30 protein-coding genes are annotated in these 23,541 nt (G+C 62.0%); 23 read left to right on the top strand and 7 right to left on the bottom strand.

All coding sequences use genetic code 11. From position 1 onward, the window contains the following. Nucleotides 1-7: 7 nt before the first annotated feature. The 18 genes from rplX (at nt 8) to bfr (ending at nt 11,260) form a co-directional block, all read left to right on the top strand. Nucleotides 8-322 (top strand): 50S ribosomal protein L24, encoded by a 315-nt coding sequence (gene rplX, locus OU800_RS03355; RefSeq protein ID WP_003463290.1) that lies wholly within the window; start codon nt 8-10, stop codon nt 320-322. Nucleotides 323-341: 19 nt separating this feature from the next. Further along, nucleotides 342-881 carry a 50S ribosomal protein L5 gene (gene rplE / locus OU800_RS03360; RefSeq protein ID WP_003243911.1) on the top strand — a complete coding sequence of 180 codons (540 nt, stop codon included), beginning with the start codon at nt 342-344 and terminating at the stop codon, nt 879-881. A gap of 15 nt (nt 882-896) precedes the next feature. Beyond that, nucleotides 897-1,202, top strand: a complete 306-nt coding sequence (gene rpsN / locus OU800_RS03365) for a 30S ribosomal protein S14 (protein ID WP_003243912.1) — start codon at nt 897-899, stop codon at nt 1,200-1,202. 192 nt (nt 1,203-1,394) lie between these two features. Further along, nucleotides 1,395-1,787 carry a 30S ribosomal protein S8 gene (gene rpsH, locus OU800_RS03370; protein ID WP_003243915.1) on the top strand — a complete coding sequence of 131 codons (393 nt, stop codon included), beginning with the start codon at nt 1,395-1,397 and terminating at the stop codon, nt 1,785-1,787. 12 nt (nt 1,788-1,799) lie between these two features. Next, entirely contained in the window at nt 1,800-2,333 is a 534-nt protein-coding gene (gene rplF, locus OU800_RS03375; RefSeq protein WP_021444325.1) for a 50S ribosomal protein L6, read from the top strand. An 11-nt stretch (nt 2,334-2,344) separates the two neighbouring features. After that, complete coding sequence (rplR, locus tag OU800_RS03380) at nt 2,345-2,695, top strand: 50S ribosomal protein L18 (protein WP_268181169.1); 351 nt, start codon at nt 2,345-2,347, stop codon at nt 2,693-2,695. Nucleotides 2,696-2,698: 3 nt separating this feature from the next. Then, on the top strand, nt 2,699-3,199 hold the full coding sequence (gene rpsE / locus OU800_RS03385; protein WP_268181171.1) for a 30S ribosomal protein S5: 501 nt from the start codon (nt 2,699-2,701) through the stop codon (nt 3,197-3,199). 2 nt (nt 3,200-3,201) lie between these two features. Further along, on the top strand, nt 3,202-3,381 hold the full coding sequence (gene rpmD / locus OU800_RS03390; protein WP_159973761.1) for a 50S ribosomal protein L30: 180 nt from the start codon (nt 3,202-3,204) through the stop codon (nt 3,379-3,381). Nucleotides 3,382-3,383: 2 nt separating this feature from the next. Next, nucleotides 3,384-3,815 (top strand): 50S ribosomal protein L15, encoded by a 432-nt coding sequence (rplO, locus tag OU800_RS03395; protein WP_017675610.1) that lies wholly within the window; start codon nt 3,384-3,386, stop codon nt 3,813-3,815. Beyond that, nucleotides 3,816-5,144, top strand: a complete 1,329-nt coding sequence (secY, locus tag OU800_RS03400; RefSeq protein ID WP_268181174.1) for a preprotein translocase subunit SecY — start codon at nt 3,816-3,818, stop codon at nt 5,142-5,144. 28 nt (nt 5,145-5,172) lie between these two features. Continuing rightward, nucleotides 5,173-5,289 carry a 50S ribosomal protein L36 gene (gene rpmJ, locus OU800_RS03405; protein WP_002555468.1) on the top strand — a complete coding sequence of 39 codons (117 nt, stop codon included), beginning with the start codon at nt 5,173-5,175 and terminating at the stop codon, nt 5,287-5,289. Nucleotides 5,290-5,422: 133 nt separating this feature from the next. Beyond that, nucleotides 5,423-5,779, top strand: coding sequence for a 30S ribosomal protein S13 (gene rpsM / locus OU800_RS03410; RefSeq protein ID WP_012019780.1), 357 nt, complete (start codon nt 5,423-5,425; stop codon nt 5,777-5,779). A gap of 30 nt (nt 5,780-5,809) precedes the next feature. Continuing rightward, entirely contained in the window at nt 5,810-6,199 is a 390-nt protein-coding gene (rpsK, locus tag OU800_RS03415) for a 30S ribosomal protein S11 (RefSeq protein WP_003243933.1), read from the top strand. Nucleotides 6,200-6,216: 17 nt separating this feature from the next. Then, on the top strand, nt 6,217-6,837 hold the full coding sequence (gene rpsD / locus OU800_RS03420) for a 30S ribosomal protein S4 (RefSeq protein WP_268181176.1): 621 nt from the start codon (nt 6,217-6,219) through the stop codon (nt 6,835-6,837). A gap of 22 nt (nt 6,838-6,859) precedes the next feature. Further along, entirely contained in the window at nt 6,860-7,861 is a 1,002-nt protein-coding gene (locus tag OU800_RS03425; RefSeq protein WP_268181178.1) for a DNA-directed RNA polymerase subunit alpha, read from the top strand. 44 nt (nt 7,862-7,905) lie between these two features. Then, on the top strand, nt 7,906-8,292 hold the full coding sequence (rplQ, locus tag OU800_RS03430; protein ID WP_037055738.1) for a 50S ribosomal protein L17: 387 nt from the start codon (nt 7,906-7,908) through the stop codon (nt 8,290-8,292). A 223-nt stretch (nt 8,293-8,515) separates the two neighbouring features. Then, nucleotides 8,516-10,666, top strand: coding sequence for a catalase/peroxidase HPI (gene katG, locus OU800_RS03435; RefSeq protein WP_268181181.1), 2,151 nt, complete (start codon nt 8,516-8,518; stop codon nt 10,664-10,666). Nucleotides 10,667-10,795: 129 nt separating this feature from the next. Next, nucleotides 10,796-11,260: a bacterioferritin gene (bfr, locus tag OU800_RS03440; protein ID WP_268181183.1), complete on the top strand. Its 465-nt coding sequence runs from the start codon at nt 10,796-10,798 to the stop codon at nt 11,258-11,260. Nucleotides 11,261-11,322: 62 nt separating this feature from the next. Here bfr and uvrA read toward each other — a convergent pair whose 3' ends face one another. Beyond that, entirely contained in the window at nt 11,323-14,181 is a 2,859-nt protein-coding gene (uvrA, locus tag OU800_RS03445) for an excinuclease ABC subunit UvrA (RefSeq protein WP_268181184.1), read from the bottom strand. A gap of 212 nt (nt 14,182-14,393) precedes the next feature. Between uvrA and OU800_RS03450 the strand changes: the two genes are divergently transcribed. Beyond that, nucleotides 14,394-15,788: an MFS transporter gene (locus tag OU800_RS03450; protein ID WP_268181185.1), complete on the top strand. Its 1,395-nt coding sequence runs from the start codon at nt 14,394-14,396 to the stop codon at nt 15,786-15,788. A gap of 9 nt (nt 15,789-15,797) precedes the next feature. Next, nucleotides 15,798-16,298 carry a single-stranded DNA-binding protein gene (gene ssb / locus OU800_RS03455; RefSeq protein WP_268181186.1) on the top strand — a complete coding sequence of 167 codons (501 nt, stop codon included), beginning with the start codon at nt 15,798-15,800 and terminating at the stop codon, nt 16,296-16,298. A gap of 58 nt (nt 16,299-16,356) precedes the next feature. Here the strand turns inward: ssb and gstA are convergent, their stop codons facing one another. Then, nucleotides 16,357-16,962: a glutathione transferase GstA gene (gstA, locus tag OU800_RS03460; RefSeq protein ID WP_268181187.1), complete on the bottom strand. Its 606-nt coding sequence runs from the start codon at nt 16,960-16,962 to the stop codon at nt 16,357-16,359. 105 nt (nt 16,963-17,067) lie between these two features. Here gstA and OU800_RS03465 point away from each other — a divergent pair, with 105 nt between their 5' ends. From OU800_RS03465 to OU800_RS03475, 3 genes are all read left to right on the top strand, one after another. Then, nucleotides 17,068-17,481: a winged helix-turn-helix transcriptional regulator gene (locus tag OU800_RS03465; RefSeq protein ID WP_268181188.1), complete on the top strand. Its 414-nt coding sequence runs from the start codon at nt 17,068-17,070 to the stop codon at nt 17,479-17,481. Between the two features lie 85 nt (nt 17,482-17,566). Beyond that, nucleotides 17,567-18,451 carry a sugar nucleotide-binding protein gene (locus OU800_RS03470; protein ID WP_268181190.1) on the top strand — a complete coding sequence of 295 codons (885 nt, stop codon included), beginning with the start codon at nt 17,567-17,569 and terminating at the stop codon, nt 18,449-18,451. After that, entirely contained in the window at nt 18,444-19,367 is a 924-nt protein-coding gene (locus OU800_RS03475; RefSeq protein WP_268181192.1) for an NAD-dependent epimerase/dehydratase family protein, read from the top strand. The genes OU800_RS03470 and OU800_RS03475 overlap by 8 nt, the downstream gene beginning before the upstream one ends. A 64-nt stretch (nt 19,368-19,431) precedes the next feature. Here the strand turns inward: OU800_RS03475 and OU800_RS03480 are convergent, their stop codons facing one another. The 5 genes from OU800_RS03480 to OU800_RS03500 all read right to left on the bottom strand — a co-directional run bounded on the left by OU800_RS03480 (nt 19,432) and on the right by OU800_RS03500 (nt 23,538). Beyond that, entirely contained in the window at nt 19,432-20,124 is a 693-nt protein-coding gene (locus tag OU800_RS03480) for an OmpW/AlkL family protein (RefSeq protein WP_268181194.1), read from the bottom strand. A gap of 128 nt (nt 20,125-20,252) precedes the next feature. Continuing rightward, complete coding sequence (locus OU800_RS03485; protein ID WP_268181196.1) at nt 20,253-20,774, bottom strand: DUF3299 domain-containing protein; 522 nt, start codon at nt 20,772-20,774, stop codon at nt 20,253-20,255. A gap of 57 nt (nt 20,775-20,831) precedes the next feature. Continuing rightward, a complete protein-coding gene (locus tag OU800_RS03490; protein WP_268181198.1) occupies nt 20,832-22,097 on the bottom strand; it encodes an ABC transporter permease in 1,266 nt (421 codons plus the stop codon). A gap of 1 nt (nt 22,098) precedes the next feature. Further along, on the bottom strand, nt 22,099-22,806 hold the full coding sequence (locus OU800_RS03495; RefSeq protein WP_268181200.1) for an ABC transporter ATP-binding protein: 708 nt from the start codon (nt 22,804-22,806) through the stop codon (nt 22,099-22,101). A 132-nt stretch (nt 22,807-22,938) separates the two neighbouring features. Next, entirely contained in the window at nt 22,939-23,538 is a 600-nt protein-coding gene (locus tag OU800_RS03500; RefSeq protein ID WP_268181201.1) for a DUF2796 domain-containing protein, read from the bottom strand. Nucleotides 23,539-23,541: the final 3 nt, after the last annotated feature.

Here is a 23,541-nt window from a genome sequence, read left to right on the forward strand (position 1 = left end):
ATCCGACATGCAAAAGATTCGTCGTGACGACGAGATCATCGTGATCGCCGGCAAAGACAAAGGTAAGCGCGGTAAGGTGCTCAAGGTTCTCGCTGACGACCGTCTGGTCGTTGGTGGCATCAACCTGGTGAAGCGTCATACCAAGCCGAACCCGATGTCGGGCGTTCAGGGCGGTATCGTCGAGAAAGAAGCGCCACTGCACGCTTCCAACGTTGCCATCTTCAACTCTGAAACCAACAAGGCTGATCGCGTTGGCTTCAAGGTTGAAGACGGCAAGAAAATTCGTGTCTTCAAGTCCACCCAGAAGCCGGTTGGCGCTTGAGAATCATAGGTAGAACACCATGGCACGACTGAAAGAGATTTACCGGAAGGAAATCGCGCCCAAGCTGAAGGAAGAACTGAAGCTGGCGAACGTGATGGAAGTTCCGCGCATCACCAAAATCACCCTGAACATGGGCCTGGGCGAAGCGATCGGTGACAAGAAAGTCATCGAGAACGCCGTTGCCGACCTCGAGAAGATCACCGGTCAGAAAGTCGTCGTGACTCATGCCCGCAAGTCGATCGCAGGTTTCAAGGTTCGTGAGGGCTGGCCGATTGGCGTCAAGGTCACTCTGCGTCGCGAGCGTATGTACGAGTTCCTGGATCGTCTGCTGTCCATCTCCCTGCCGCGCGTGCGTGACTTCCGCGGCCTGAATGCCAAGTCCTTCGACGGCCGTGGCAACTACAGCATGGGCGTGAAAGAGCAGATCATCTTCCCGGAAATCGATTACGACAAGATCGATGCGCTGCGTGGTCTGGACATCACCCTGACTACCACTGCCCGTAACGATGATGAAGGCCGCGCTCTGCTGCGTGCTTTCAACTTCCCGTTCCGCAACTGATCGGAGTCTGGACAAATGGCCAAGACAAGCATGAAGAACCGCGAGCTGAAGCGTCAGCAGACGGTTGCCAAGTACGCCAAGAAGCGTGCCGAGCTGAAAGCGATCATCGCCAACCCGAACTCCACTCCGGAAGCTCGTTGGGAAGCCCAGGTCGCCCTGCAGAAGCAGCCGCGTGACGCCAGCGCCTCGCGCCTGCGTAACCGCTGCCGCATCACCGGCCGTCCGCACGGCGTTTACCGCAAGTTCGGTCTGTCGCGTAACAAGCTGCGCGAAGCCGCCATGCGCGGTGACGTACCGGGCCTGGTGAAAGCCAGCTGGTAAGGCGTAGTAAAAAAGCGAAGCCGGCCTAGTGCCGGCTTTGTCTTTATGTGAACAAGCCCCTTTTGGGGCTTGATTCATTTTTGATCGGTCTCTAGAATGTCCGGCTCTCCTGAGCCTGGTATTTGCGTGCCGAGCTTTTGGATGATCCCACAGCCTTCTGGCTGTTCTTTTTGTATCAGGAGCGTCTAGCCCATGAGTATGCAGGACCCGTTAGCGGACATGCTAACTCGTATCCGTAATGCCCAGATGGCTGAAAAGTCCGTCGTAAGCATGCCGTCTTCCACTCTGAAGGTGGCTGTAGCCAAGGTTCTGAAGGACGAAGGTTACATTGCGGGTTACGAAGTCAATGGCGAAGCCAAGCCGCAGTTGTCCATCGAGCTGAAGTACTTCGAGGGCCGTCCGGTCATCGAGGAAGTCAAGCGCGTGAGCCGTCCCGGCCTTCGTCAATACAAATCCGTCGATGACCTGCCGAAGGTACGCGGCGGTCTCGGTGTTTCCATCGTCTCCACCAACAAAGGTGTGATGACGGATCGCGCTGCGCGCGCTGCCGGTGTCGGCGGCGAAGTGCTCTGCACCGTGTTCTAAGGGGGGATAAGCATGTCTCGCGTTGCTAAGAACCCCGTCGTGCTGCCTGCCGGTGTCGAGGTCAAACTCGCCGGTCAGCAGCTTTCGGTCAAGGGTGCCAAGGGCGCTCTGGAACTGAACGTTCACTCGTCCGTGGAAGTGATCCAGGAAGGCTCCGAGCTGCGTTTCGCCGCTCGTAATGGCGACCAGCAGAACCGCGCCATGGCCGGTACTACTCGTGCCCTGGTCAACAACATGGTCATCGGTGTCAGCCAAGGCTTCGAGCGTAAGCTGCAACTGGTCGGCGTGGGCTACAAAGCTCAGGCCAAAGGTCAGGTGCTGAACCTCGCTCTGGGCTTCTCCCACCCGATCGACTACGAACTGCCGGCAGGCGTCGTGGCCGAAACCCCGAACCAGACCGAGATCCTGATCAAGGGTATCGACAAGCAGCTGGTGGGTCAGGTAGCTGCGGAAATCCGTGATTTCCGTCGTCCTGAGCCGTACAAGGGCAAGGGTGTTCGTTACGCGGATGAAGTCGTCCGTCGTAAAGAAGCCAAGAAGAAGTAAGGGGCTGAGATATGAACGAGAAAAAAGTTACTCGTCTGCGTCGCGCTCGCAAAGCACGCCTGAAAATGCACGAGCTCGAAGCCGTGCGTCTGTGCGTGTACCGCTCCTCGCAGCACATCTATGCCCAGGTCATCTCGGCCGACGGCAGCAAGGTCCTGGCCAGTGCCTCGACTTTGGACAAAGCACTGCGCGACGGCGCCACTGGCAACGTCGACGCCGCCAAGAAAGTTGGTCAGCTGGTAGCCGAGCGTGCGAAAGCCGCTGGTGTGACCCAGGTTGCATTCGACCGTTCTGGCTTCAAGTACCACGGTCGCGTCAAGGCGCTGGCCGATGCTGCTCGTGAAGGCGGGCTGGAGTTCTAAGTTATGGCAAATAACGACCAAAAGCGCGACGAAGGCTACATCGAGAAGCTGGTTCAGGTGAACCGCGTTGCCAAGACCGTTAAAGGCGGCCGTATCTTCACCTTCACCGCGCTGACCGTGGTAGGTGATGGCAAGGGTCGCGTCGGTTTCGGCCGTGGCAAGTCCCGTGAAGTACCGGCTGCCATCCAGAAGGCGATGGAAGCTGCGCGTCGCAACATGATCCAGGTGGATCTGAACGGCACCACCCTGCAGTACCCGGTCAAGTCCGCTCATGGCGCCTCCAAGGTGTACATGCAGCCGGCATCCGAAGGTACCGGCATCATCGCCGGCGGCGCCATGCGTGCCGTGCTGGAAGTGGCTGGCGTACAGAACGTTCTGGCCAAGTGCTACGGCTCCACCAACCCGGTGAACGTGGTGCATGCCACTTTCGAAGGTCTGAAGGCCATGCAATCCCCTGCGTCCGTTGCGGCCAAGCGTGGCAAGAGCGTCGAGGAGATTCTCTAACCATGGCTAACACCGTCAAAGTGACTCTGATCAAGAGCACCAATGGCCGTCTGGCCAATCACAAAGCTTGCGTCAAGGGCCTGGGCCTGCGTCGCATTGGTCACACCGTCGAAGTTCAGGACACTCCTGAAAACCGCGGCATGATCAACAAGGCTTACTACCTGCTGAAGGTGGAGGGTTAATCATGCAACTGAACGATCTGCGTTCCGCGCCGGGTGCCCGTCGCGAAAAGCACCGTCCGGGCCGTGGCATCGGTAGCGGTCTGGGCAAGACCGGTGGCCGTGGCCACAAGGGTCAAACCTCCCGCTCCGGTGGTTCCATCGCTCCGGGCTTCGAGGGTGGTCAACAGCCGTTGCACCGCCGTCTGCCGAAGTTCGGCTTCGTTTCCCTGAAGGCTATGGATCGCGCCGAAGTGCGTACCTCCGAGCTGAACAAGGTCGAAGGTGTCGTCACTCTGCAGGCTCTGAAGGATGCCAATCTGGTTGGCCATCACGTACAGCGTGTGAAAGTCATGCTGTCCGGCGAGGTTACCCGTGCGGTCACCCTGAAAGGTATCGCTGCCACCAAAGGTGCGCGTGCGGCTATCGAAGCAGCTGGCGGTAAGTTCGAGGACTAAATGGCTAAGCAAGGTGCTCTCTCTGCGTTGGCAGGTGGCGGGTTGTCCGAACTCTGGGCTCGTCTGCGTTTTCTGTTCCTGGCGATCATCGTCTATCGGATAGGCGCGCACATCCCGGTGCCCGGCATTAACCCGGACCGCCTGGCGGACTTGTTCCGCCAGAATGAGGGGACCATTCTTAGCTTGTTCAACATGTTTTCCGGCGGCGCGCTGGAGCGGATGAGCATCTTTGCACTGGGGATCATGCCGTACATCTCGGCTTCGATCATCATGCAGCTGATGACCGCCGTCAGCCCGCAGCTGGAGCAGTTGAAGAAGGAAGGTGAAGCTGGCCGTCGCAAGATCAGCCAGTACACCCGCTACGGCACTCTCGTCCTGGCATTGGTACAGGCCACCGGCATGTCCGTGGGGCTGGCCAGTCAGGGCGTCGCGTTCTCGGTCGGTTTCGGTTTCCACTTCGTGGCGGTCACCACTTTCGTGGCGGGCGCGATGTTCATGATGTGGCTGGGCGAGCAGATCACCGAGCGCGGTGTCGGCAACGGTATCTCGATGCTGATCTTCGCTGGCATCGTGGCCGGTCTGCCGAGAGCGATCGGGCAGTCTTTCGAGTCTGCGCGTCAGGGCGATATCAACATCTTCGCCCTGGTTGCCATCGCTCTGCTGGCAGTGGCGATCATCGGTTTCGTGGTGTTCATCGAGCGTGGTCAGCGTCGCATCGCGGTGCACTACGCCAAGCGTCAGCAGGGCCGCAAGGTCTTCGCTGCGCAGACCAGCCACCTGCCGTTGAAGGTGAACATGGCCGGCGTCATTCCTGCCATCTTCGCCAGCAGCCTTCTGCTGTTCCCGGCCTCGCTGGGTTCCTGGTTCGGTCAGTCCGAAGGTCTGGGCTGGTTGCAGGACATTGCGCAGGCGATCGCTCCCGGTCAGCCGTTGAACATCTTGCTGTTTAGTGCAGGGATCATTTTCTTCTGCTTCTTCTACACGGCGCTGATGTTCAACCCGAAAGACGTAGCGGAAAACCTGAAGAAGTCCGGTGCCTTTATTCCGGGTATCCGTCCGGGCGAGCAGTCGGCGCGCTATATCGATGGCGTTCTGACCCGTTTGACCATGTTCGGTGCTCTGTACATGACGGCCGTGTGCCTGTTGCCCCAGTTCCTGGTGGTAGCGGCCAACGTTCCGTTCTACCTTGGCGGGACCTCGTTGCTGATCGTGGTGGTGGTTGTCATGGACTTCATGTCCCAAGTGCAATCTCACCTCGTGTCTCACCAGTACGATTCCCTGATGAAGAAAGCCAACCTGAAGGGTTATGGCAGCGGCATGCTCCGCTGATCCACCCGTAAGGTTCGAGGAGTTGGTAATGAAAGTTCGTGCATCGGTGAAAAAGCTGTGCCGTAACTGCAAAATTATCCGTCGCGAAGGTGTCGTGCGGGTGATCTGCAGCGCAGAGCCGCGTCACAAGCAGCGCCAAGGCTGAGTGTGAACCACGCGTGATAAGCCCGGCAGCTAGTGCGCTGCCGGGTTGATTATTTGTTTTTACAGCGTTAATATCTCGCGCCCTATTTCTTGGCTTCCGGGGCGTAGGTAGCTGTCAATTGGAGTTCCACTGAATGGCCCGTATTGCAGGCGTTAACATTCCGGATAACAAGCACACTGTTATCTCGCTGACCTACATCTATGGTGTTGGTCGCACCACTGCACAGAAAATCTGTGCCGCTACCGGCGTAAATCCGGCTGCGAAAATCAAGGATCTGACTGACGAGCAGATCGAGCAACTGCGTGGCGAAGTAGCCAAGGTGAATACCGAAGGCGACCTGCGTCGTGAAGTGAATATGAAGATCAAGCGCTTGATGGATCTGGGTTGCTACCGCGGCCTGCGTCATCGTAAAGGTCTGCCGGTTCGCGGTCAGCGCACCAAGACCAACGCTCGCACCCGTAAGGGCCCGCGTAAGCCGATCCGCAAGTAATCGCATTCGCGAATCGACAGGAATTTAGTCATGGCAAAACCTGCTGCTCGTACTCGTAAAAAAGTCAAAAAGACGGTGGTCGATGGCATCGCCCACATCCACGCGTCTTTCAACAACACCATCGTGACCATTACCGACCGTCAGGGTAACGCCCTGTCCTGGGCTACCTCTGGTGGTTCGGGTTTCCGCGGCTCGCGTAAGTCCACTCCGTTCGCTGCCCAGATCGCCGCCGAGCGTGCCGGTCAGGCCGCTCTGGAGTATGGCCTGAAGAACCTCGACGTGAACGTCAAGGGTCCTGGCCCGGGTCGCGAATCCGCTGTGCGTGCTCTGAACGCCTGCGGCTACAAAATCGCCAGCATCACCGACGTGACGCCCATCCCGCACAACGGGTGCCGTCCGCCGAAGAAGCGTCGCGTGTAAACAGGAGACAGTGAGAAATGGCTCGTTACATTGGTCCCAAGTGCAAACTGTCTCGCCGTGAAGGCACCGATCTCTTCCTGAAGAGCGGTGTTCGCGCGCTGGAATCCAAATGCAATATCGAATCCGCTCCCGGCATCCACGGTCAGCGTCGCGGTCGTCAATCCGACTACGGCACCCAGCTCCGTGAGAAGCAGAAAGTCCGTCGTATCTACGGCGTGCTGGAGCGTCAGTTCAGTGGTTACTACAAGCAAGCTGCCAGCCAGAAGGGCGCCACCGGCGAAAACCTGCTGCAACTGCTGGAGTGCCGTCTGGATAACGTGGTTTACCGTATGGGTTTTGGCGCCACTCGTGCCGAGTCCCGTCAGCTAGTTTCGCACAAAGCGATCAGCGTCAACGGTAAGACCGTAAACGTACCGTCCTACCAGGTTAAGGCTGGCGACGTCGTTGCTGTTCGCGAGAAGTCGCGCAACCAGCTGCGCATCGCTCAGGCTCTCGAGCTCTGCGCCCAACGCGGCCGTGTTGAGTGGGTAGAAGTAGACGCCGAGAAGAAGTCGGGTGTGTTCAAGAACGTCCCGGCTCGTAGCGATCTGTCCGCTGACATCAACGAGAGCCTGATTGTCGAGCTCTACTCCAAGTAAGGGCTAGAAAATAGGTGCATCCATGCAGATTTCGGTAAATGAGTTCCTGACCCCCCGCCACATCGATGTGCAGGAGGTCAGTCCGACCCGCGCCAAGATCACCCTCGAGCCTCTCGAGCGTGGCTTTGGCCATACCCTGGGCAACGCGCTGCGTCGCATCCTGTTGTCCTCCATGCCTGGCTGTGCAGTGGTCGAGGCCGAGATCGATGGCGTACTCCACGAGTACTCCGCGATCGAAGGTGTGCAGGAAGATGTCATCGAGATCCTCCTGAACCTGAAAGGTCTGGCCATCAAGCTGCACGGCCGTGACGAAGTGACCCTGTCTCTGTCCAAGAAGGGCCCGGGCGTCGTTACCGCTGCCGATATTCAGCTGGATCACGATGTCGAAATCGTCAACGGCGACCACGTCATCGCCAACCTGGCCGACAACGGCGCGCTGAACATGAAGCTCACCGTGGCCCGTGGCCGCGGTTACGAGCCGGCCGATGCGCGTCAGAGCGACGAAGACGAAAGCCGCAGCATTGGTCGCTTGCAGCTCGACGCTTCGTTCAGCCCCGTTCGCCGTGTTGCTTACGTGGTGGAAAACGCCCGTGTCGAGCAGCGTACCAACCTGGACAAGCTGGTTCTCGATCTGGAAACCAACGGCACCCTCGACCCTGAAGAGGCCATTCGTCGTGCCGCGACCATCCTGCAGCAGCAGTTGGCCGCGTTCGTCGACCTCAAGGGTGATAGCGAGCCGGTGGTGGTCGAGCAGGAAGACGAAATCGATCCGATCCTGCTGCGCCCTGTCGACGATCTGGAACTGACCGTGCGTTCGGCCAACTGCCTCAAGGCGGAGAACATCTACTACATCGGCGATCTGATCCAGCGCACCGAAGTAGAGCTGTTGAAGACTCCGAACCTGGGCAAGAAGTCCCTGACCGAAATCAAGGACGTTCTGGCTTCTCGTGGTCTGTCCCTCGGTATGCGCCTCGATAACTGGCCGCCGGCAAGTCTGAAGAAAGACGACAAGGCGACTGCCTGATCGTCATCATCACCGAACGAACAAGTTTGGTAAGGAATTGAACCATGCGTCATCGTAAAAGTGGCCGTCACCTCAGCCGCACCAGCGCTCACCGCAAGGCCATGTTCCAGAACATGGCGGTCTCGCTGTTCGAGCACGAGCTGATCAAAACTACCCTGCCGAAAGCCAAGGAACTGCGTCGCGTTGCCGAGCCGCTGATCACCCTGGCCAAGGAAGACAGCGTTGCCAACCGTCGTCTGGCCTTCGACCGCACTCGCTCGAAAGCCATCGTCGGCAAGCTGTTCAACGATCTGGGCAAGCGCTACGCCACCCGTAACGGCGGCTACCTGCGCATCCTCAAGTGCGGCTTCCGCGCTGGCGACAACGCCCCGATGGCTTATGTCGAGCTGGTTGACCGTCCGGTCGCTGGCTCGGTAGAAGCTGCCGAGTAAGCGTCACGTTGTAGAAAGAACCGGGCCCTGTGCCCGGTTTTTTTGTTTCAGGGGCTTGGCGCTCTGATGCTTTCCATTGCTCTTTGGTTCCTGAAACAAATAAAGATAAAACCTATCGGCTTCTTGGAATTCATATATTGGTTCTCTTATCAAAGCGCGGCTACGCTTGTTCCAAAGTCGACTGCAGGCCAAGGGTCGACCCGATGAGGAGAAGGAGAGAACCATGTCGAACCCAGGTAAATGTCCATTCAATCACGTCGCCGGTGGCGGCACGTCCAACAGGGATTGGTGGCCGAAGCAACTGCGTGTGGATCTGCTGAATCAGCATTCCGACCGCTCCAACCCGCTGGGCGAAACCTTCAGTTACGCCGAAGCCTTCAAGAAACTCGACTACAAGGCGCTCAAGGCCGATCTGGTCAAGCTGATGACCGACAGCCAGGATTGGTGGCCGGCGGACTTCGGTCACTATGGCCCGCAGTTCATCCGTATGGCCTGGCACTCCGCCGGTACCTATCGCACCACCGACGGCCGGGGCGGCGGTGGCCGTGGTCAGCAACGTTTTGCCCCGCTGAACTCCTGGCCGGACAACGTCAATATCGACAAGTCGCGTCGCCTGCTGTGGCCGATCAAGCAGAAATATGGCCAGTCCATCTCCTGGGCTGACCTGTATATCCTCGCCGGTAACGTCGCGCTGGAAACCATGGGCTTCCGTACCTTCGGTTTTGCCGGCGGTCGTGAGGACGTATGGGAACCGGATCAGGACGTCAACTGGGGGGCCGAAGAGGCCTGGCTGGGGGTCGATCCCAAGCGTGTGGATGAAAAGCGTGAACTCGCCGAGCCTTTTGGTGCCACGCACATGGGCCTGATCTATGTGAATCCGGAAGGCCCTAATGCCAGCGGCGACTACATGGAGGCGGCCAAGGACATTCGCGCCACCTTCTACCGCATGGCCATGAATGACGAGGAGATCGTTGCGCTGATCGCTGGCGGCCATACCTTCGGCAAATGCCATGGCGCGGCGCCCGAGTCGCACAAGGGGCCGGAGCCGGAGGCTGCGCCCATTGAGGCGCAAGGCCTGGGCTGGATGAGCAACTACGGTAGCGGCCATGGCAAGGACACCGTTTCCAGCGGCCTGGAGGTGACCTGGACGAAGACGCCGGCGCTATGGAGCAACAACTTCTTCGAGAACCTGTTCAAGTTCGAGTGGGAGCTGACCCATTCCCCCGCAGGCGCCAAGCAGTGGGTGGCCAAGGATGCACCGGAAATCATTCCCGATGCCCATGTGCCGGGTAAATTCCACAAGCCGACCATGCTCACCACCGATCTGAGCCTGCGTTTCGATCCGGAGTTCGGCAAGATCTCCAAGCGCTTCTACGAGGATCCGCAGTCCTTCGCCGATGCCTTCGCCCGCGCCTGGTTCAAGCTGACCCACCGTGACATGGGGCCGAAAGCGCGTTACTTGGGCCCGGAAGTGCCGAAAGAGGATCTGATCTGGCAAGACCCGCTGCCGGCTGCCGTGCACAACCCGAGCGCTGCCGATATCGCCGAGCTGAAGGCGAAGATCGCTGCATCCGGGCTGTCGGTGGGCGATCTGGTGTCCGTGGCCTGGGCTTCGGCTTCCACCTTCCGTGGTGGCGACAAGCGTGGTGGTGCCAATGGTGCGCGCCTGGCACTGACGCCGCAGAAGGACTGGGCCGTGAACCAGCGGGCAATTCAGGTGCTGCCGAAGCTGGTTGAGATCCAGCAGGCCTCCGGCAAGGCTTCGCTGGCCGATGTGATCGTGCTGGCCGGTAACGTCGGTGTCGAGCTGGCCGCCCAGGCCGCTGGCGTGGCTGTGGACGTACCCTTCGCACCGGGCCGTGTCGATGCGCGCCAGGATCAGACCGATGTGGAGTCCTTCGATGTGCTGGAGCCGGTTGCCGATGGCTTCCGCAACTACAGCAAGGGCAACCTGGGTGTGCCCACCGAGGCCATGCTGGTGGACAAGGCGCAGATGCTGACCCTGACCGCGCCGGAGCTGACCGCCCTGGTCGGTGGCCTGCGTGTACTGGGTGCCAACCATGACGGTGGCCAGCATGGTGTATTCACCGACAAGGTCGGCGTACTGAGCAACGACTTCTTCGTCAACCTGCTGGACATGGGCACCGAGTGGAAGGCCGTGGACAGCTCCAGCGAAGTGTTCGAGGGGCGTGAGCGCAAGACCGGTGCGGTTAAATACACGGCGACCCGCAATGATCTGGTGTTCGGCTCCAACTCGATACTGCGTGCTTACGCCGAGGTGTACGCCAGTGCCGACGGCAAGGAGAAGCTGGTCAAGGACTTCGTCGCTGCCTGGACCAAGGTAATGAACCTGGATCGCTTCGACCTGGCCTGAGTCTGAATGACGCACCGCAGTGCGTCAGCAAAACACAACGCCTCCCTCGTGGAGGCGTTGTGCTTTTGCTTGACCATGAGCGCCGTCAAGCGGAGCATTGCCCACTCGAATGCAACAAGGATTGCCGGCATGAAAGGCCATATCGAAGTCATCGACTACCTCAAGCACCTGCTCAAGGGTGAACTGGCCGCGCGCGACCAGTATTTCATCCACTCGCGGCTGTACGAGGACTGGGGCTTTGACAAGCTCTACGAGCGCATCAATCACGAGATGGAAGAGGAAACCCAGCACGCCGATGCGCTGCTCAAGCGGATTCTCTTTCTCGAAGGCGTGCCGGACATGGTGCCGAGCCCCTTCAAGTTCGGCCAGACCGTACCCGAAGCGCTGAAGCTGGATCTGGCCCTGGAGTACGAAGTGCGTGCGGCCCTGAGCAAGGGCATCGAACTGTGCGAGAAACACCAGGATTACCAGACCCGCGACATCCTCCTGGCTCAGCTCAAGGACACCGAGGAAGACCATGCCTACTGGCTGGAGATCCAACTGCAACTGATCGACAAGCTGGGGCTGGAGAAGTACCTGCAAAGTCAGATGTGAGCTTCAAGCCGCAAGCTGCAAGAAAAAGCCAGAGCTGATGCTCTGGCTTTTTGTTTTTGCTCTTACTTGCCGCTTGAAGCTTGCCGCTTGCCGCTATCTCGTTCCAGCAACGGCTTGAGGAAGTGGCCGGTATGCGAAGCCGGATTGGCCGCCACTTCTTCCGGTGTGCCGGTGGCGATGATCATGCCGCCCTTGGAGCCGCCCTCCGGGCCGAGATCCACCAGCCAGTCGGCGGTCTTGATCACGTCCAGGTTGTGCTCGATCACCACCACGGTGTTGCCGTGGTCGCGCAGGCGGTGCAGCACATCGAGCAGTTGCTGGATATCGGCGAAGTGTAGGCCGGTGGTGGGTTCGTCGAGGATGTACAGGGTCTTGCCGGTGTCGCGCTTGCTCAGCTCGCGGCTCAGCTTGACCCGCTGCGCCTCGCCGCCGGACAGGGTGGTCGCGCTCTGCCCCAGCTTGATATAGGACAGGCCGACGTCCATCAACGTCTGCAACTTGCGGGCGATGGCCGGCACGGCGTCGAAGAAGGCGCGGGCATCCTCGATGGTCATGTCCAGCACTTCGGTGATGCTCTTGCCCTTGTATTTCACTTCCAGGGTTTCACGGTTGTAGCGCTTGCCCTTGCACACGTCGCAGGGCACGTAGATGTCCGGCAAGAAGTGCATCTCCACCTTGATCACGCCGTCGCCCTGGCACGCCTCGCAGCGCCCGCCCTTGACGTTGAAGGAGAAGCGCCCCGGCCCGTAACCGCGCGAGCGCGACTCCGGCACGCCGGCGAACAGTTCGCGGATCGGGGTGAACAGGCCGGTGTAGGTGGCCGGGTTGGAGCGCGGTGTGCGGCCGATCGGGCTCTGGTCGATGTCCACCACCTTGTCCAGGTGTTGCAGGCCGTCGAACGAGTCGTAGGGCGCGGCCTCCAGGCTGGTGGCGCCGTTCAGCGCGGTGGCGGTGATGGGGAACAGGGTGTTGTTGATCAGCGTCGACTTGCCCGAGCCGGACACGCCGGTGACGCAGGTGAGCAGGCCGACCGGGATCTCCAGATCGACCTTGCGCAGGTTGTTGCCGCGCGCCCCCTTGAGCTTGAGCAACTTCTTCTTGTCGCGCGGGGTGCGGGTGGCCGGGTAAAGGATCTTCTTGCGCCCGGACAGGTAGCTGCCGGTCAGCGACTGCGGGTCGGCCATCACCTGGTCGGGTGTGCCCTGCGAGACGATCTGCCCGCCATGCACGCCGGCGCCGGGGCCGATGTCCACCACGTAGTCGGCCAGGCGGATGGCGTCCTCGTCGTGCTCCACCACGATCACCGTGTTGCCCAGGTTGCGCAGGTGGGTGAGGGTGGCCAGCAGGCGTTCGTTATCGCGCTGGTGCAGGCCGATGGACGGCTCGTCTAGGATGTACATGACGCCCACCAGGCCAGCGCCGATCTGGCTGGCCAGGCGGATGCGCTGGGCCTCGCCGCCGGACAGGGTATCGGCGCTGCGATCCAGGGTCAGGTAGTCGAGGCCGACGTTGACCAGAAACTGCAAGCGCTCGCGGATTTCCTTGAGGATCTTCTCGGCGATCTCGCCACGACGGCCGCTCAGATGCAGTTCGCCGAAGTAATCGCAGGCATCGCCCACCGGCAGGCCGGTGACCGCCGGCAGGGTCTTCTCGCCGACCCACACGTGCCGCGCCTCGCGGCGCAGGCGCGTGCCACGGCAGTCGGGGCAGGGTTGGGTACTGAGGAACTTGGCCAGTTCCTCGCGCACGCTGTTCGACTCGGTCTCGCGATAACGCCGTTCGAGGTTGGGGATGATGCCCTCGAAGGGGTGCGAGCGTTTGACGATATCGCCGCGGTCGTTGAGGTACTTGAAGTCCACGCTCTGCGTGCCGCTGCCGAACAGGATCACCTTCTGATGCTCGGCGGCCAGCTCGTCGAAGGGCTCTTCCAGACTGAAACCGTAGTGGTTCGAGAGCGAGCCGAGCATCTGGAAGTAGTAGACGTTGCGCCTGTCCCAGCCGCGAATGGCGCCTTCGGCCAGGGTCAGCTCGCCATTGACCAGGCGCTTGGCGTCGAAGAACTGCTTCACTCCCAGGCCGTCGCAGGTGGGGCAGGCGCCGGCCGGGTTGTTGAAGGAGAACAGCTTGGGTTCCAGCTCGCTGATCGAATGGCCGCAGTGAGGGCAGGCGAAGCGCGCGGAGAAGATGATCTCTTCGCCTTCCTCATCATCCATGGGGGCGATCAGGGCGATGCCGTCGGCCAGGCCGAGGGCGGTCTCGAAGGATTCGGCCAGGCGCTGCTGCAGGTCTTCACGCACCTTGAAGCGATCTACCACCACGTCGATGCTGTGCTTCTTCTGTTTGTCCAGCTTGGGCAACTCGTCCAGCTCATGCAGCTTGCCGTTGACCCGGGCACGGACGAAACCCTGCGCGCGCAGCTCCTCGAACACCGACAGGTGCTCGCCCTTGCGTTCGCGCACCGCCGGGGCGAGCAACATCAGCTTGCGCCCTTCCGGCAGGGCCAGCACCTGGTCGACCATCTGGCTGACGGTCTGTGCCTCCAGCGGTACGTCGTGATCCGGGCAGCGCGGCGTGCCGACGCGGGCGTAGAGTAGACGCAGGTAGTCGTAGATCTCGGTGATGGTGCCGACGGTGGAGCGCGGGTTGTGCGATGTGGACTTCTGCTCGATGGAAATGGCCGGGGAAAGACCCTCGATGGTATCGACGTCGGGCTTTTCCATCATCGACAGGAACTGCCGGGCATAGGCCGACAGCGACTCGACGTAACGGCGCTGGCCCTCGGCGTAGAGCGTGTCGAAGGCCAGCGACGACTTGCCGGAACCGGACAGGCCGGTAATCACGATCAGCTTGTCGCGTGGCAGGGTCAGGTCGATGTTCTTGAGGTTATGGGTGCGGGCGCCACGAATCAGGATCTTGTCCACTGGAAAACCTCTAAAAGCTGTCTGCGTTGCCATCAGCGCGCCGGTTGCAGGTGCATTCATCAGCGCTGACGAGTGGCCTGGTGCTGGCCACCTTTGGCGAGCGGAAAACGGTCGAGTATAGGGGCAGGCGGCACCCTGCGGCAAAGTGAGTGCCTGTATCGGCGCTGTGAGGGCTGCTAGAATCGCCGGCTGTTTTTCATGGGGCATTTTTCATGCACGATTCCCATAGCGACCGCATGAGTGGCAGCGAGACTCGCGCTGCCGGCGGCTTGGCCCTGGTGTTCGCCTTCCGCATGCTGGGCATGTTCATGGTGCTGCCAGTGCTGGCTACTTACGGCATGGATCTGGCCGGAAGCACTCCCGCACTGATTGGCCTGGCCATCGGTGCCTACGGTCTGACCCAGGCCGTGCTGCAGATTCCCTTCGGCATCATCAGCGATCGTATCGGCCGACGGCCGGTGATCTATGCCGGCCTGCTGATCTTCGTCGCCGGTAGCGTGCTGGCGGCCAATGCCGACTCGATCTGGGGTGTGATTGCCGGGCGGGTGTTGCAGGGCGCCGGGGCCATCTCGGCGGCGGTGATGGCGCTGTTGTCAGACCTGACTCGCGAACAGCATCGCACCAAGGCCATGGCCATGATCGGCATGAGCATCGGCCTGTCGTTCGCCGTGGCCATGGTGGTCGGCCCGCTGCTGACCCGCGCCTTCGGCCTGGCCGGGCTGTTCTGGGCCACGGCGGGCATGGCACTGCTGGGCATCGTCATCGTCGCCGGCATCGTGCCGAAAAGTGCCGGGCCGTTGCAGCATCGCGAGTCCGGCGTGGCGGCCCAGGCGTTGTGGCCGACCTTGAAGCACACCGACCTGTTGCGCCTGGATTTCGCCATCCTGGCCCTGCACGCCGTGCTCATGGCCAGCTTCGTGGCCTTGCCGCTGGCGCTGGTGGAGCAGGGCGGGCTGCCCAAGGAGCAGCACTGGTGGGTGTACCTCACCGCGCTGCTGATCGGCTTCTTCGGTATGGTGCCGTTCATCATCTATGGCGAGAAGAAGCGGCAGATGAAGCGCGTGCTGCTCGGCGCGGTGACGGTGCTGCTGGTCTGCGAACTGTATTTCGCCGTGCTGGGTCACAGCCTGCGGATGCTGGTGGTGGGCATCGTGGTGTTCTTCACCGCGTTCAACCTGCTGGAGGCCTCGCTGCCGTCGCTGGTGAGCAAGGTGGCGCCGGCCGGCGGCAAGGGCACGGCGATGGGGGTCTACTCCACCAGCCAGTTCCTCGGTGCGGCCCTGGGTGGCATTCTCGGCGGCTGGCTCTACCAGCATGTCGGTCTGAGCGGTGTGTTCATCGGCTGCGCCCTGCTCTGTGCGATTTGGCTGGCCATTGCTGTTACTATGCGTGAACCGCCGTATGTCACCAGCCTGCGTCTGCCGCTCGATGCTGCGGCACTGGCCGATGCCGGACTGGTCGAACGCCTCAAGGCGACGCCGGGAGTGGCGGACGCCGTGGTGGTGGTCGATGAAGCGGCCATTTATATCAAAGTGGACACCCAACAAGTGGATCGCACGTCGTTGGAGCGCATGATTTCCTCTGCGCCGACGGCGTGCCACGCCTAGGAGAACGTTATGGCCCGTGGGGTTAACAAAGTCATTCTGATCGGCAACGTCGGCGGCGACCCGGAAACCCGCTACATGCCCAACGGCAACGCCGTGACCAACATCACCCTGGCCACCTCCGAGAGCTGGAAGGACAAGCAGACCGGCCAGCAGCAGGAGCGTACCGAGTGGCACCGCGTGGTGTTCTTCGGGCGTCTGGCGGAAATCGCCGGTGAGTACCTGCGCAAGGGCTCGCAGGTGTATGTCGAAGGCAGCCTGCGCACCCGCAAGTGGCAGGGGCAGGATGGTCAGGATCGTTACACCACCGAGATCGTGGTGGACATCAACGGCCAGATGCAGTTGCTCGGTGGTCGTCCGGGTGGTGATGAAGGCGGTGCCCCGCGTCAATCGCGCCCGGCGCCGCAGCAGCGTGAGCCGCAGCAGTCGACTCCGCGTCAGGAACGTCCGGCGCCGCAGCAATCGCAGCCGGCTCCGGACTACGATAGCTTCGACGACGATATTCCGTTCTGACGCGCTATCGAGCCGATAGAAAAACCCCGAGCTTGTCTCGGGGTTTTTCTTTCTGGCTTCAGATCAGGCCTTCGGCCTTCAGCGCTTCGATCACCTTTGGGCGGGCGCCGATACGGGCTCGGTAGGCCTGCAAACTCGGCCATGGGTCGAGGGAGAAACCGAGCATGCCGGTCCAGCCCAGCACGGTGAACAGGTAGCCGTCGGCCACGCTGAAGCGATCACCAAGCAGGAATTCGCGCTCACCGAGTTCGCCGACCAGCCAGTCCAGGCGCTTGCTCAGCAGGGCCTGCGCCGCGGCCCTCCAGTCCTCGCTCTGCGCCGGGTTGAACATGCTGCCAAGCGGTTTGTGCAGTTCGCTGGAGATGAAGCTCAGCCAGCTCTGCAATTCGTAACGGGCTTCGCTGCCATTGGCCGGGGCGAGGCCACTCTCGGGTTTGAGGTCGGCGATGTATTGCACGATGGCCGCGCCTTCGGTCAGCACCTTGCCGTTGTCCAGTACCAGGGCGGGGATATAGCCCTTGCCATTGATCTGGGTGAAGTCGGCGCCCGAGGCGGTGCGCTTGGTCTGCAGGTCGACGGCTTCCATCTCGAATTCGATACCCGCTTCGCGCAGGGCGATATGCGGCGAAAGCGAGCAGGCGCCGGCTTTGTAGTACAGCTTCATGCGAAATTCCTTGAGTGCGTGGGTGGAGAATGGACGCGAAAGAGCTTACTCTTTGCTTTCATTTCGACAAGTACCCACCTTTGGGTAAGTATTGGAGTCGCTTCGATGCCCGATGCCGTTCGCCTCGGCAATGTATTCAGTGGGGCTTGCCCTGCCCGCCATATTCTCGCGGTGATCGCCGACAAGTGGTCGCTGCTGCTGATTCATGCCCTGGCGCACGGTGGCACCTTGCGCACTGCCGAGTTGCGCCGGCGTGTCGAGGGTATTTCGGAAAAGATGCTGATCCAGACGCTTCGCCGGCTCGAGCGTTTCGGCCTGGTCGCTCGTCAGGCCTACGCTGAAGTGCCGCCACGGGTGGAATACTCGCTGACGCCGCTGGGGCATTCGCTCAGCGAGCCGATCCGCGCCATCGACCACTGGGTGGAGCGCAACGTCAGCGAGATCACCCGCGCGCAGCAGGCCTTCGACCAGGCCAGTGAACGTGTCGAGGATCCATTGCAACCCGCGATTGCAGGGTGACGACACCGGGTAAAACCAGCAAAATATCGATCATCATCGCCGCCATACCGGCCGGCAGAACAATTCTGGAGTCACCCCAACCACCATGCGTATGCGCCTGATGCTGCTGGGCGGCGGTAGTGCCCTGGGGCAAGCGCTGATCCGTCTCGGTGCCGAGGAAGACATCGGCTTCCTGGCGCCACGCCCGCCGGAAGGTGGCTGGAACGCCACCAACCTCACCGAGCTGCTCGACGATACCCGCCCGGATGCACTGGTCAATCTGGCCTATTACTTCGACTGGTTCCAGGCCGAGTCGGTGGCCGAGGTGCGCCTGCAGACCCAGGAACTGGCCGTGGAGCGCCTGGCCGAGCTGTGTCAGCACCATGGCATCATGTTGCTGCAGCCCTCCAGCTATCGGGTGTTCGACGGCTCGCGGATCACCGCCTACGGTGAGAAGGAAGAGCCGCTGCCTCTGGGGCAGCGTGGTCAGGCCATGTGGCGTCTGGAGCAGAGCGTACGGGCGATCTGTCCGCGGCATGTGCTGCTGCGCTTCGGCTGGCTGCTCGACGACAGCCGCGATGGCCGACTCGGGCGTTTCCTGCAGCGCGCCGAGCGTGACGAGATGCTCTGCCTGGCCGATGACCGCCGTGGCAATCCGACCCCGGTGGACGACGCAGCGCGGGTCACCCTGGCGGTGCTCAAGCAGCTCGACTGCGAATCCCCACTATGGGGCACCTACCACTACGGTGGGCACGAGGCGAGCACGGCGCTGAGCCTGGGCCAGGCGGTGCTGAGCGAGGCGCGGCATTACCGCAGCAATCTGGTCGAGGAGGTGACGCCACAGGCGCATGCCGCCCGCCCGGATGCCGCCGACGAACCGCAGCACGCGGTGCTGGCGTGCAAGAAGATTTTCCATACTTTCGGCATCAAGCCGCGCGCCTGGCGTGCCGGTTTGCCGACCTTGCTGGATCGTTACTACCGTCATGGCTGAAATTCTCGTAACCGGCGGTGCCGGCTTCATCGGCTCGCACCTGGTCGACGCCCTGCTGGCAGCAGGTCATGACGTGCGCGTGCTGGACAACCTGTCCATGGGCAAGCGCGATAACCTGCCGTTGGGCAACCCGCGCTTGCGCTTCATCGAAGGCGACGTGGCCGATGCCCGTCAGGTGGGCGAGGCGCTGGCCGGTTGCAGCGCGGTGGCGCACCTGGCTGCCGTGGCTTCGGTGCAGGCGTCGGTGGACGACCCGGTGGCCACGCACCAGAGCAACTTCATCGGCACCCTGAACGTCTGCGAGGCCATGCGTCAGCAGGGGGTGCGGCGTGTGCTGTTCGCCTCCAGCGCGGCGGTGTATGGCAACAATGGTGAAGGGGTGGCCATCGATGAAGAGACCGCCAAGGCGCCCTTGACGCCCTACGCTTCGGACAAGCTGGCCAGCGAGCACTACCTGGACTTCTATCGCCGCCAGCATGGCCTGGAACCGGCGATCTTTCGTTTCTTCAATATCTTCGGGCCACGCCAGGATCCTTCCTCGCCCTATTCCGGCGTCATCAGCATCTTCACCCAGCGCGCTCAGCAGGGGCTGCCGATCAGCGTGTTCGGCGATGGCGAGCAGACCCGTGATTTCTTCTACATCGGTGACCTGGTAGCGCTGTTGTTGCAGGCGCTGACCGATGCGCGCATCGAGCCGCTACCGGTGAACGTCGGCTGGAGCCAGGCGGTCAGTCTCAACCAGTTGCTGGCCGAGATCGGTGCATTGTGCGGAGGCTTGCCGCCGGTGAGCCACCTGGCGCCGCGTGCGGGCGACATCCGCCATTCGCGTGCCGATATCGCTCGGCTGAGCACGCAATATCGACTGCCTGCGCAAACGCCGCTGCGTGAAGGCCTGGCGCGCTTGCTCGGTATGTGACTTCGGGCACGCGCCCAGAATGCAAGAAGCCGGCTGATGCCGGCTTCTTTCGTTTGCAGAGGGCTTAGAACTTGTAGCCCAGGCCAACCATATAGACGTACGGATCGACATCCACGTCCACCTTGGCGCGCACGCCGAGAGCGGTGTTGTCGACATAGGCGGTGGTGTCGATGTCGATGTAGCGCACCTGGGCGTTGATCAGCAGGTTGTCGGTCAGCATGTAGTCGGCGCCGACCTGCCAGGCCAGACCCCAGGAGTTCTTGGCGCGGAAGTTGTCGAAGCCGTTGGCGGTTGCCTCGCTGCCGACGTGCTCGTCGAAGATCCAGGTGTAGTTGATGCCTGCGCCCAGATACGGCTGGAAGGCCGACTTGGCATCGAGCGGGTAGTACACCAGGCTCAGGGTTGGCGGCAGGTGCTTGAGGGTACCCAGCTTGCCGTTGGCGGCATCGAGGATGGTGCCCTTGATCTTCACGTCATGCTCGAACGGCGTGGCGGCCAGCAGTTCGACGCCCAGGTGGTCGGTGACCATGTAGGCGAAGTTCAGACCGAGCTGGGTGTCATTGCTCAGGGTCGCCTTGCCGCCCAGGTTGGTGCCGGCCAGGCCGCCGCGGTCGACCTTGACGCTGGAGGAGTCGGCGTCCGGGTTGACGGTGATGGCGCCGGCACGGATGAGGATGTCGCCGGCTTGGTGAGCCTGAGCTACGGGAGCAGCAATGGCGAGGGCGAGCAGTGAGGCGGTGAACAGTGACTTGTACATAGCGAACTCCAGTCGAGTCGAGTGTCTTGGCTGGGTTCAATGCTAAGCCACGCAACGATTCGCTTTTTGACCTGGCTCAATAGATGAGCGTGGGCAGATGCGACGTTTTGTCAGTCACTGTCGGGCTTTCAGCTATCGGGTAACTCGTAGACGTAGATCTTGTCCGCTTCCATCTGGTAGCCGACCTCGGCCAGTTCGCTGCTCATGTGTTCCACCTTCACCAGGCCTTCGACCCAGAAGGGTTGGTACAGCGCATCGAGCATCACCCCCAGCTCGCTGGTGACATGCACGATCTGGTTGGATGGTGGCGGTGGTACGTGGATGCAGGCGCCGAAATAGGGCACCAGGAGGAACTCGGTGACGCGACCTTCGTCGGTCACATCCAGCGGCACGATATAGCCAGGCAGCTTGATGTGCTGGCCATCGAGCGCCTTGACCACCGGCGCGGCGGGCGACTGCTGGGCGGCGGCCGGGCCGGCCTCGGACAGGGTGTCGGCCAGTTGCGAGAGGTCGTGGATGGGCGTTGGGTCGACCTTCTGTGGTGGGGCATCGGGCGGAATCAGATCGGACCAGTTGAGCTCACGCACCTCGGCGGCGGACAACGGCAGGCACAGCGTCAGCAACAGGGTGGCGAGCAGGCGGCGGGACATGAAATACCTCGTAGCAGGAGCGCCCGCGCAGTTTACGCGAGGCGCTCCTTCCTTACCTTACAGACGGATCGACAAACCGTCGGCCAGCGACTGCCGGTAGGCGCGCCAGGCCGGCACGCTGCCCATCAGCAACGCTGCCAGCAGGATGCCGCCGAGTAGCCTCCACTCGTAGCTCGACGGCGCGCTCAGCGCCAGGTAGAGACCGTAATTGGCCTGCACGTAGCCCTGCGCCCCGGCGATGCCCAGGTACAGCAGTGCCAGGCCGAAGGCCATTCCGGCCAGGGCCAGGGCGAAGGCTTCCAGTACCAGCAGGCTGGCGATATGCCAGGGGCGCGCGCCCACCGAACGCAGGATGGCCATTTCTCGGCGGCGTTCGTTGAGGCTGGTGAGAATGGCCGTGAGCATGCCGATCAGGCCGGTCAGCACGACGAACAACGACACCACGAACAGCGCCTGCTCGGCCGTGCCCATCAGGCTCCACAGCTCCTGCAGCGCCACGCCAGGGAGGATCGCCAGCAGCGGCTCGCCACGGAATTCGTTGATCTCGCGCTGCAGGCTGAAGGTGGCGATCTTGCTCTTCAGGCCCAGCATGAAAGCGGTGATCTGCTTGGGCTGCAGATCCATGGCACGGGCCTGGTCGGCGCTGATCCGCGCATCGCCACGGGCCGGCATGCCGTTCTGCCAGTCGATGTGCAGCGCCTCCATGCCCGCGAGGGAAATGTGCAGGGTGCGATCCACCGGCGTGCCAGTGCGTTCGAGAATGCCGACCACGGTGAACGGCTTGTCGTCGTGCTGCACCAGGCTGATGGTGGACACGCCGTGGGCCAGGACGATCTTCTGCCCCAGGCCGTAACCCAGCGCACTGGCCACCTCGGCACCGAGTACCACCTCGAATGGGTCGTCGGCGAACGGTCGGCCCTGGGCCAGCTTCAGCGGTTGCGTGCGGGCGTAGCGATAGTGCTCGAAGTAGGCGGTGCTGGTGCCCATCACCCGATAGCCACGGTGCGAGTCACCGAGGGAAATGGGGATGGCCCATTTCACCTGACGATGGTTGGCGAAATGCTCGAAGCTGTCCCAGCGGATATTGTTGGTGGCATTGCCGATGCGGAACACCGAATACAACAACAGGTTCACGCTGCCGGAACGGGCGCCGACGATCAGGTCGGTACCGCTGATGGTATTGGCGAAGCTGGCGCGTGCCTCGGTGCGCACGCGCTCGACGGCCAGCAGCAGGCAGACCGACAGGGCGATGGCGAACACCGTGAGCAGGGCAGTGAAACGGCGATTGGCCAGGCTGGCCAGGGCGATACGCAGAAGGTGCATCTCAGACCTCGACAGGCTTGGCGGCGCGGTTGAGTTCGGCCAGCGACAGGCTGCGGTCGAACAGGGGAGCCAGGCTCTGATCGTGGCTGACGAACAGCAGGCTGGCGCCGGCGCCGCGGCATTCGGCGAACAGCAGTTGCAGAAAGGCCTCGCGGGCATCGGCGTCCAGCGCCGAGGTGGGCTCGTCAGCGATCACCAGTTCCGGCTGGCCGATCAGCGCGCGGGCGGCGGCGACCCGTTGCTGCTGACCGATGGACAGGCTGTCGGCGCGGCGTTCGAGCAAGTCGGCACGCAGGCCCAGGTGTTCGAGCAGGCCGGCGGCGGCCGCATCGACGCTGCCATGGCGCTGTACCGCACGTTGCGCACGCAGGCTCGAGAAGCGGCAGGGCAGCTCGACGTTCTCACGCACGGAGAGAAAGGGCAGCAGGTTGAACTGCTGGAAGATGTAGCCGGTGTGGTCGACGCGAAAGCGATCGCGGGCGCTGGCCGAAAGCGCCGCCAGGTCCTGACCGAGCAGGCGGATATGGCCGCGCTGGGCCTTCTGCACACCGCCGAGCAGGCCCAGCAGGGTGGTCTTGCCGCTACCACTCGGGCCTTTGAGGAACAGGGTTTCACCGCGTGCGAGGGTGAAGCTGGGGATGTCGAGCAACTCGGGCTGGCCAGGCCAGGCGAAACCGAGGTCGGACAGTTCGATCAGGGCTGAACTCATGGCACACTCGTTGGGCGTCTTGGGTGGTGCTGCATGCGGCTGACAGACTGCGCCCGTGCGATGCACGGGCGTCATCCGGTACAGGGTCGCCGACAGGATCCAGGCCCGCGCATGGCTGGCCCGGGCAGGGTATCAGAAGCTCAGGCGCGGCTGCGCGGCGGTGAGTTCGGCACCTTGCTGGCCACTGCGGCCGATCAGTTGCACGTTGACCTTGTGCGTGGCGGGGAAGCGCTTGAACAGCTCGCTCAGATCCAGTTGCTCGAGGGCGTCGACCTGCTTGCAGGAGAGCTGATAGCTGGCTTCGATATCGCTATGCTCGTGCTCGTGCTCGTGCTCGTGCTCGTCGGCGTGCTCATGTTCGTGTTCGTCGGCGTCATCGTCGTGATGGTGCTCGTGACCGCCGAACAGCGGGCTTTCCAGCTCCTGCTTGGTCACCTGGCAGGCACCGGCAGCCAGGCCGAACAGCTCGATGGGTTTTTCCAGCTCGGCCTTGGCGGCGGCGACCTTGGCCTTGTCCGCATCGCTCTTGGCTGCATGCTCGAAGCCGACGAAGTTCATCGCCGGGCTGTCGACCTGCAGTTCCAGGGTCTGACCGTCGAGGGCCACGTTGAGGCTGGCCACGCCATGCTCGTGGGCGCCGAGGCTTCCGTGTTCATGGTCGTGGTCGTCATGAGCCTGGGCGACAGCCAGGGGCAGCAGGGCGAAGGGGAGGGCGAGCAGTAAGCGGCGCATGGA

The sequence above is a fragment of the Pseudomonas sp. GOM7 genome (assembly GCF_026723825.1).
Lineage (GTDB): Bacteria > Pseudomonadota > Gammaproteobacteria > Pseudomonadales > Pseudomonadaceae > Aquipseudomonas.

Coding starts and splice junctions, on each gene's coding strand:
- OU800_RS03450 (WP_268181185.1), top strand. CDS start 14,394: ATGCACGATTCCCATAGCGACCGCATGAGTGGCAGCGAGACTCGCGCT.
- OU800_RS03490 (WP_268181198.1), bottom strand. CDS start 22,097: ATGCACCTTCTGCGTATCGCCCTGGCCAGCCTGGCCAATCGCCGTTTC.
- gstA (WP_268181187.1), bottom strand. CDS start 16,962: ATGAAGCTGTACTACAAAGCCGGCGCCTGCTCGCTTTCGCCGCATATC.
- OU800_RS03475 (WP_268181192.1), top strand. CDS start 18,444: ATGGCTGAAATTCTCGTAACCGGCGGTGCCGGCTTCATCGGCTCGCAC.
- rpsK (WP_003243933.1), top strand. CDS start 5,810: ATGGCAAAACCTGCTGCTCGTACTCGTAAAAAAGTCAAAAAGACGGTG.
- rpsN (WP_003243912.1), top strand. CDS start 897: ATGGCCAAGACAAGCATGAAGAACCGCGAGCTGAAGCGTCAGCAGACG.
- katG (WP_268181181.1), top strand. CDS start 8,516: ATGTCGAACCCAGGTAAATGTCCATTCAATCACGTCGCCGGTGGCGGC.
- OU800_RS03425 (WP_268181178.1), top strand. CDS start 6,860: ATGCAGATTTCGGTAAATGAGTTCCTGACCCCCCGCCACATCGATGTG.
- rplE (WP_003243911.1), top strand. CDS start 342: ATGGCACGACTGAAAGAGATTTACCGGAAGGAAATCGCGCCCAAGCTG.
- secY (WP_268181174.1), top strand. CDS start 3,816: ATGGCTAAGCAAGGTGCTCTCTCTGCGTTGGCAGGTGGCGGGTTGTCC.
- rpmJ (WP_002555468.1), top strand. CDS start 5,173: ATGAAAGTTCGTGCATCGGTGAAAAAGCTGTGCCGTAACTGCAAAATT.
- rplX (WP_003463290.1), top strand. CDS start 8: ATGCAAAAGATTCGTCGTGACGACGAGATCATCGTGATCGCCGGCAAA.
- OU800_RS03470 (WP_268181190.1), top strand. CDS start 17,567: ATGCGTATGCGCCTGATGCTGCTGGGCGGCGGTAGTGCCCTGGGGCAA.
- OU800_RS03485 (WP_268181196.1), bottom strand. CDS start 20,774: ATGTCCCGCCGCCTGCTCGCCACCCTGTTGCTGACGCTGTGCCTGCCG.
- rpsM (WP_012019780.1), top strand. CDS start 5,423: ATGGCCCGTATTGCAGGCGTTAACATTCCGGATAACAAGCACACTGTT.
- OU800_RS03500 (WP_268181201.1), bottom strand. CDS start 23,538: ATGCGCCGCTTACTGCTCGCCCTCCCCTTCGCCCTGCTGCCCCTGGCT.
- OU800_RS03480 (WP_268181194.1), bottom strand. CDS start 20,124: ATGTACAAGTCACTGTTCACCGCCTCACTGCTCGCCCTCGCCATTGCT.
- rpsE (WP_268181171.1), top strand. CDS start 2,699: ATGGCAAATAACGACCAAAAGCGCGACGAAGGCTACATCGAGAAGCTG.
- rplQ (WP_037055738.1), top strand. CDS start 7,906: ATGCGTCATCGTAAAAGTGGCCGTCACCTCAGCCGCACCAGCGCTCAC.
- rpmD (WP_159973761.1), top strand. CDS start 3,202: ATGGCTAACACCGTCAAAGTGACTCTGATCAAGAGCACCAATGGCCGT.
- ssb (WP_268181186.1), top strand. CDS start 15,798: ATGGCCCGTGGGGTTAACAAAGTCATTCTGATCGGCAACGTCGGCGGC.
- bfr (WP_268181183.1), top strand. CDS start 10,796: ATGAAAGGCCATATCGAAGTCATCGACTACCTCAAGCACCTGCTCAAG.
- rpsD (WP_268181176.1), top strand. CDS start 6,217: ATGGCTCGTTACATTGGTCCCAAGTGCAAACTGTCTCGCCGTGAAGGC.
- rpsH (WP_003243915.1), top strand. CDS start 1,395: ATGAGTATGCAGGACCCGTTAGCGGACATGCTAACTCGTATCCGTAAT.
- rplF (WP_021444325.1), top strand. CDS start 1,800: ATGTCTCGCGTTGCTAAGAACCCCGTCGTGCTGCCTGCCGGTGTCGAG.
- OU800_RS03465 (WP_268181188.1), top strand. CDS start 17,068: ATGCCCGATGCCGTTCGCCTCGGCAATGTATTCAGTGGGGCTTGCCCT.
- OU800_RS03495 (WP_268181200.1), bottom strand. CDS start 22,806: ATGAGTTCAGCCCTGATCGAACTGTCCGACCTCGGTTTCGCCTGGCCT.
- rplO (WP_017675610.1), top strand. CDS start 3,384: ATGCAACTGAACGATCTGCGTTCCGCGCCGGGTGCCCGTCGCGAAAAG.
- rplR (WP_268181169.1), top strand. CDS start 2,345: ATGAACGAGAAAAAAGTTACTCGTCTGCGTCGCGCTCGCAAAGCACGC.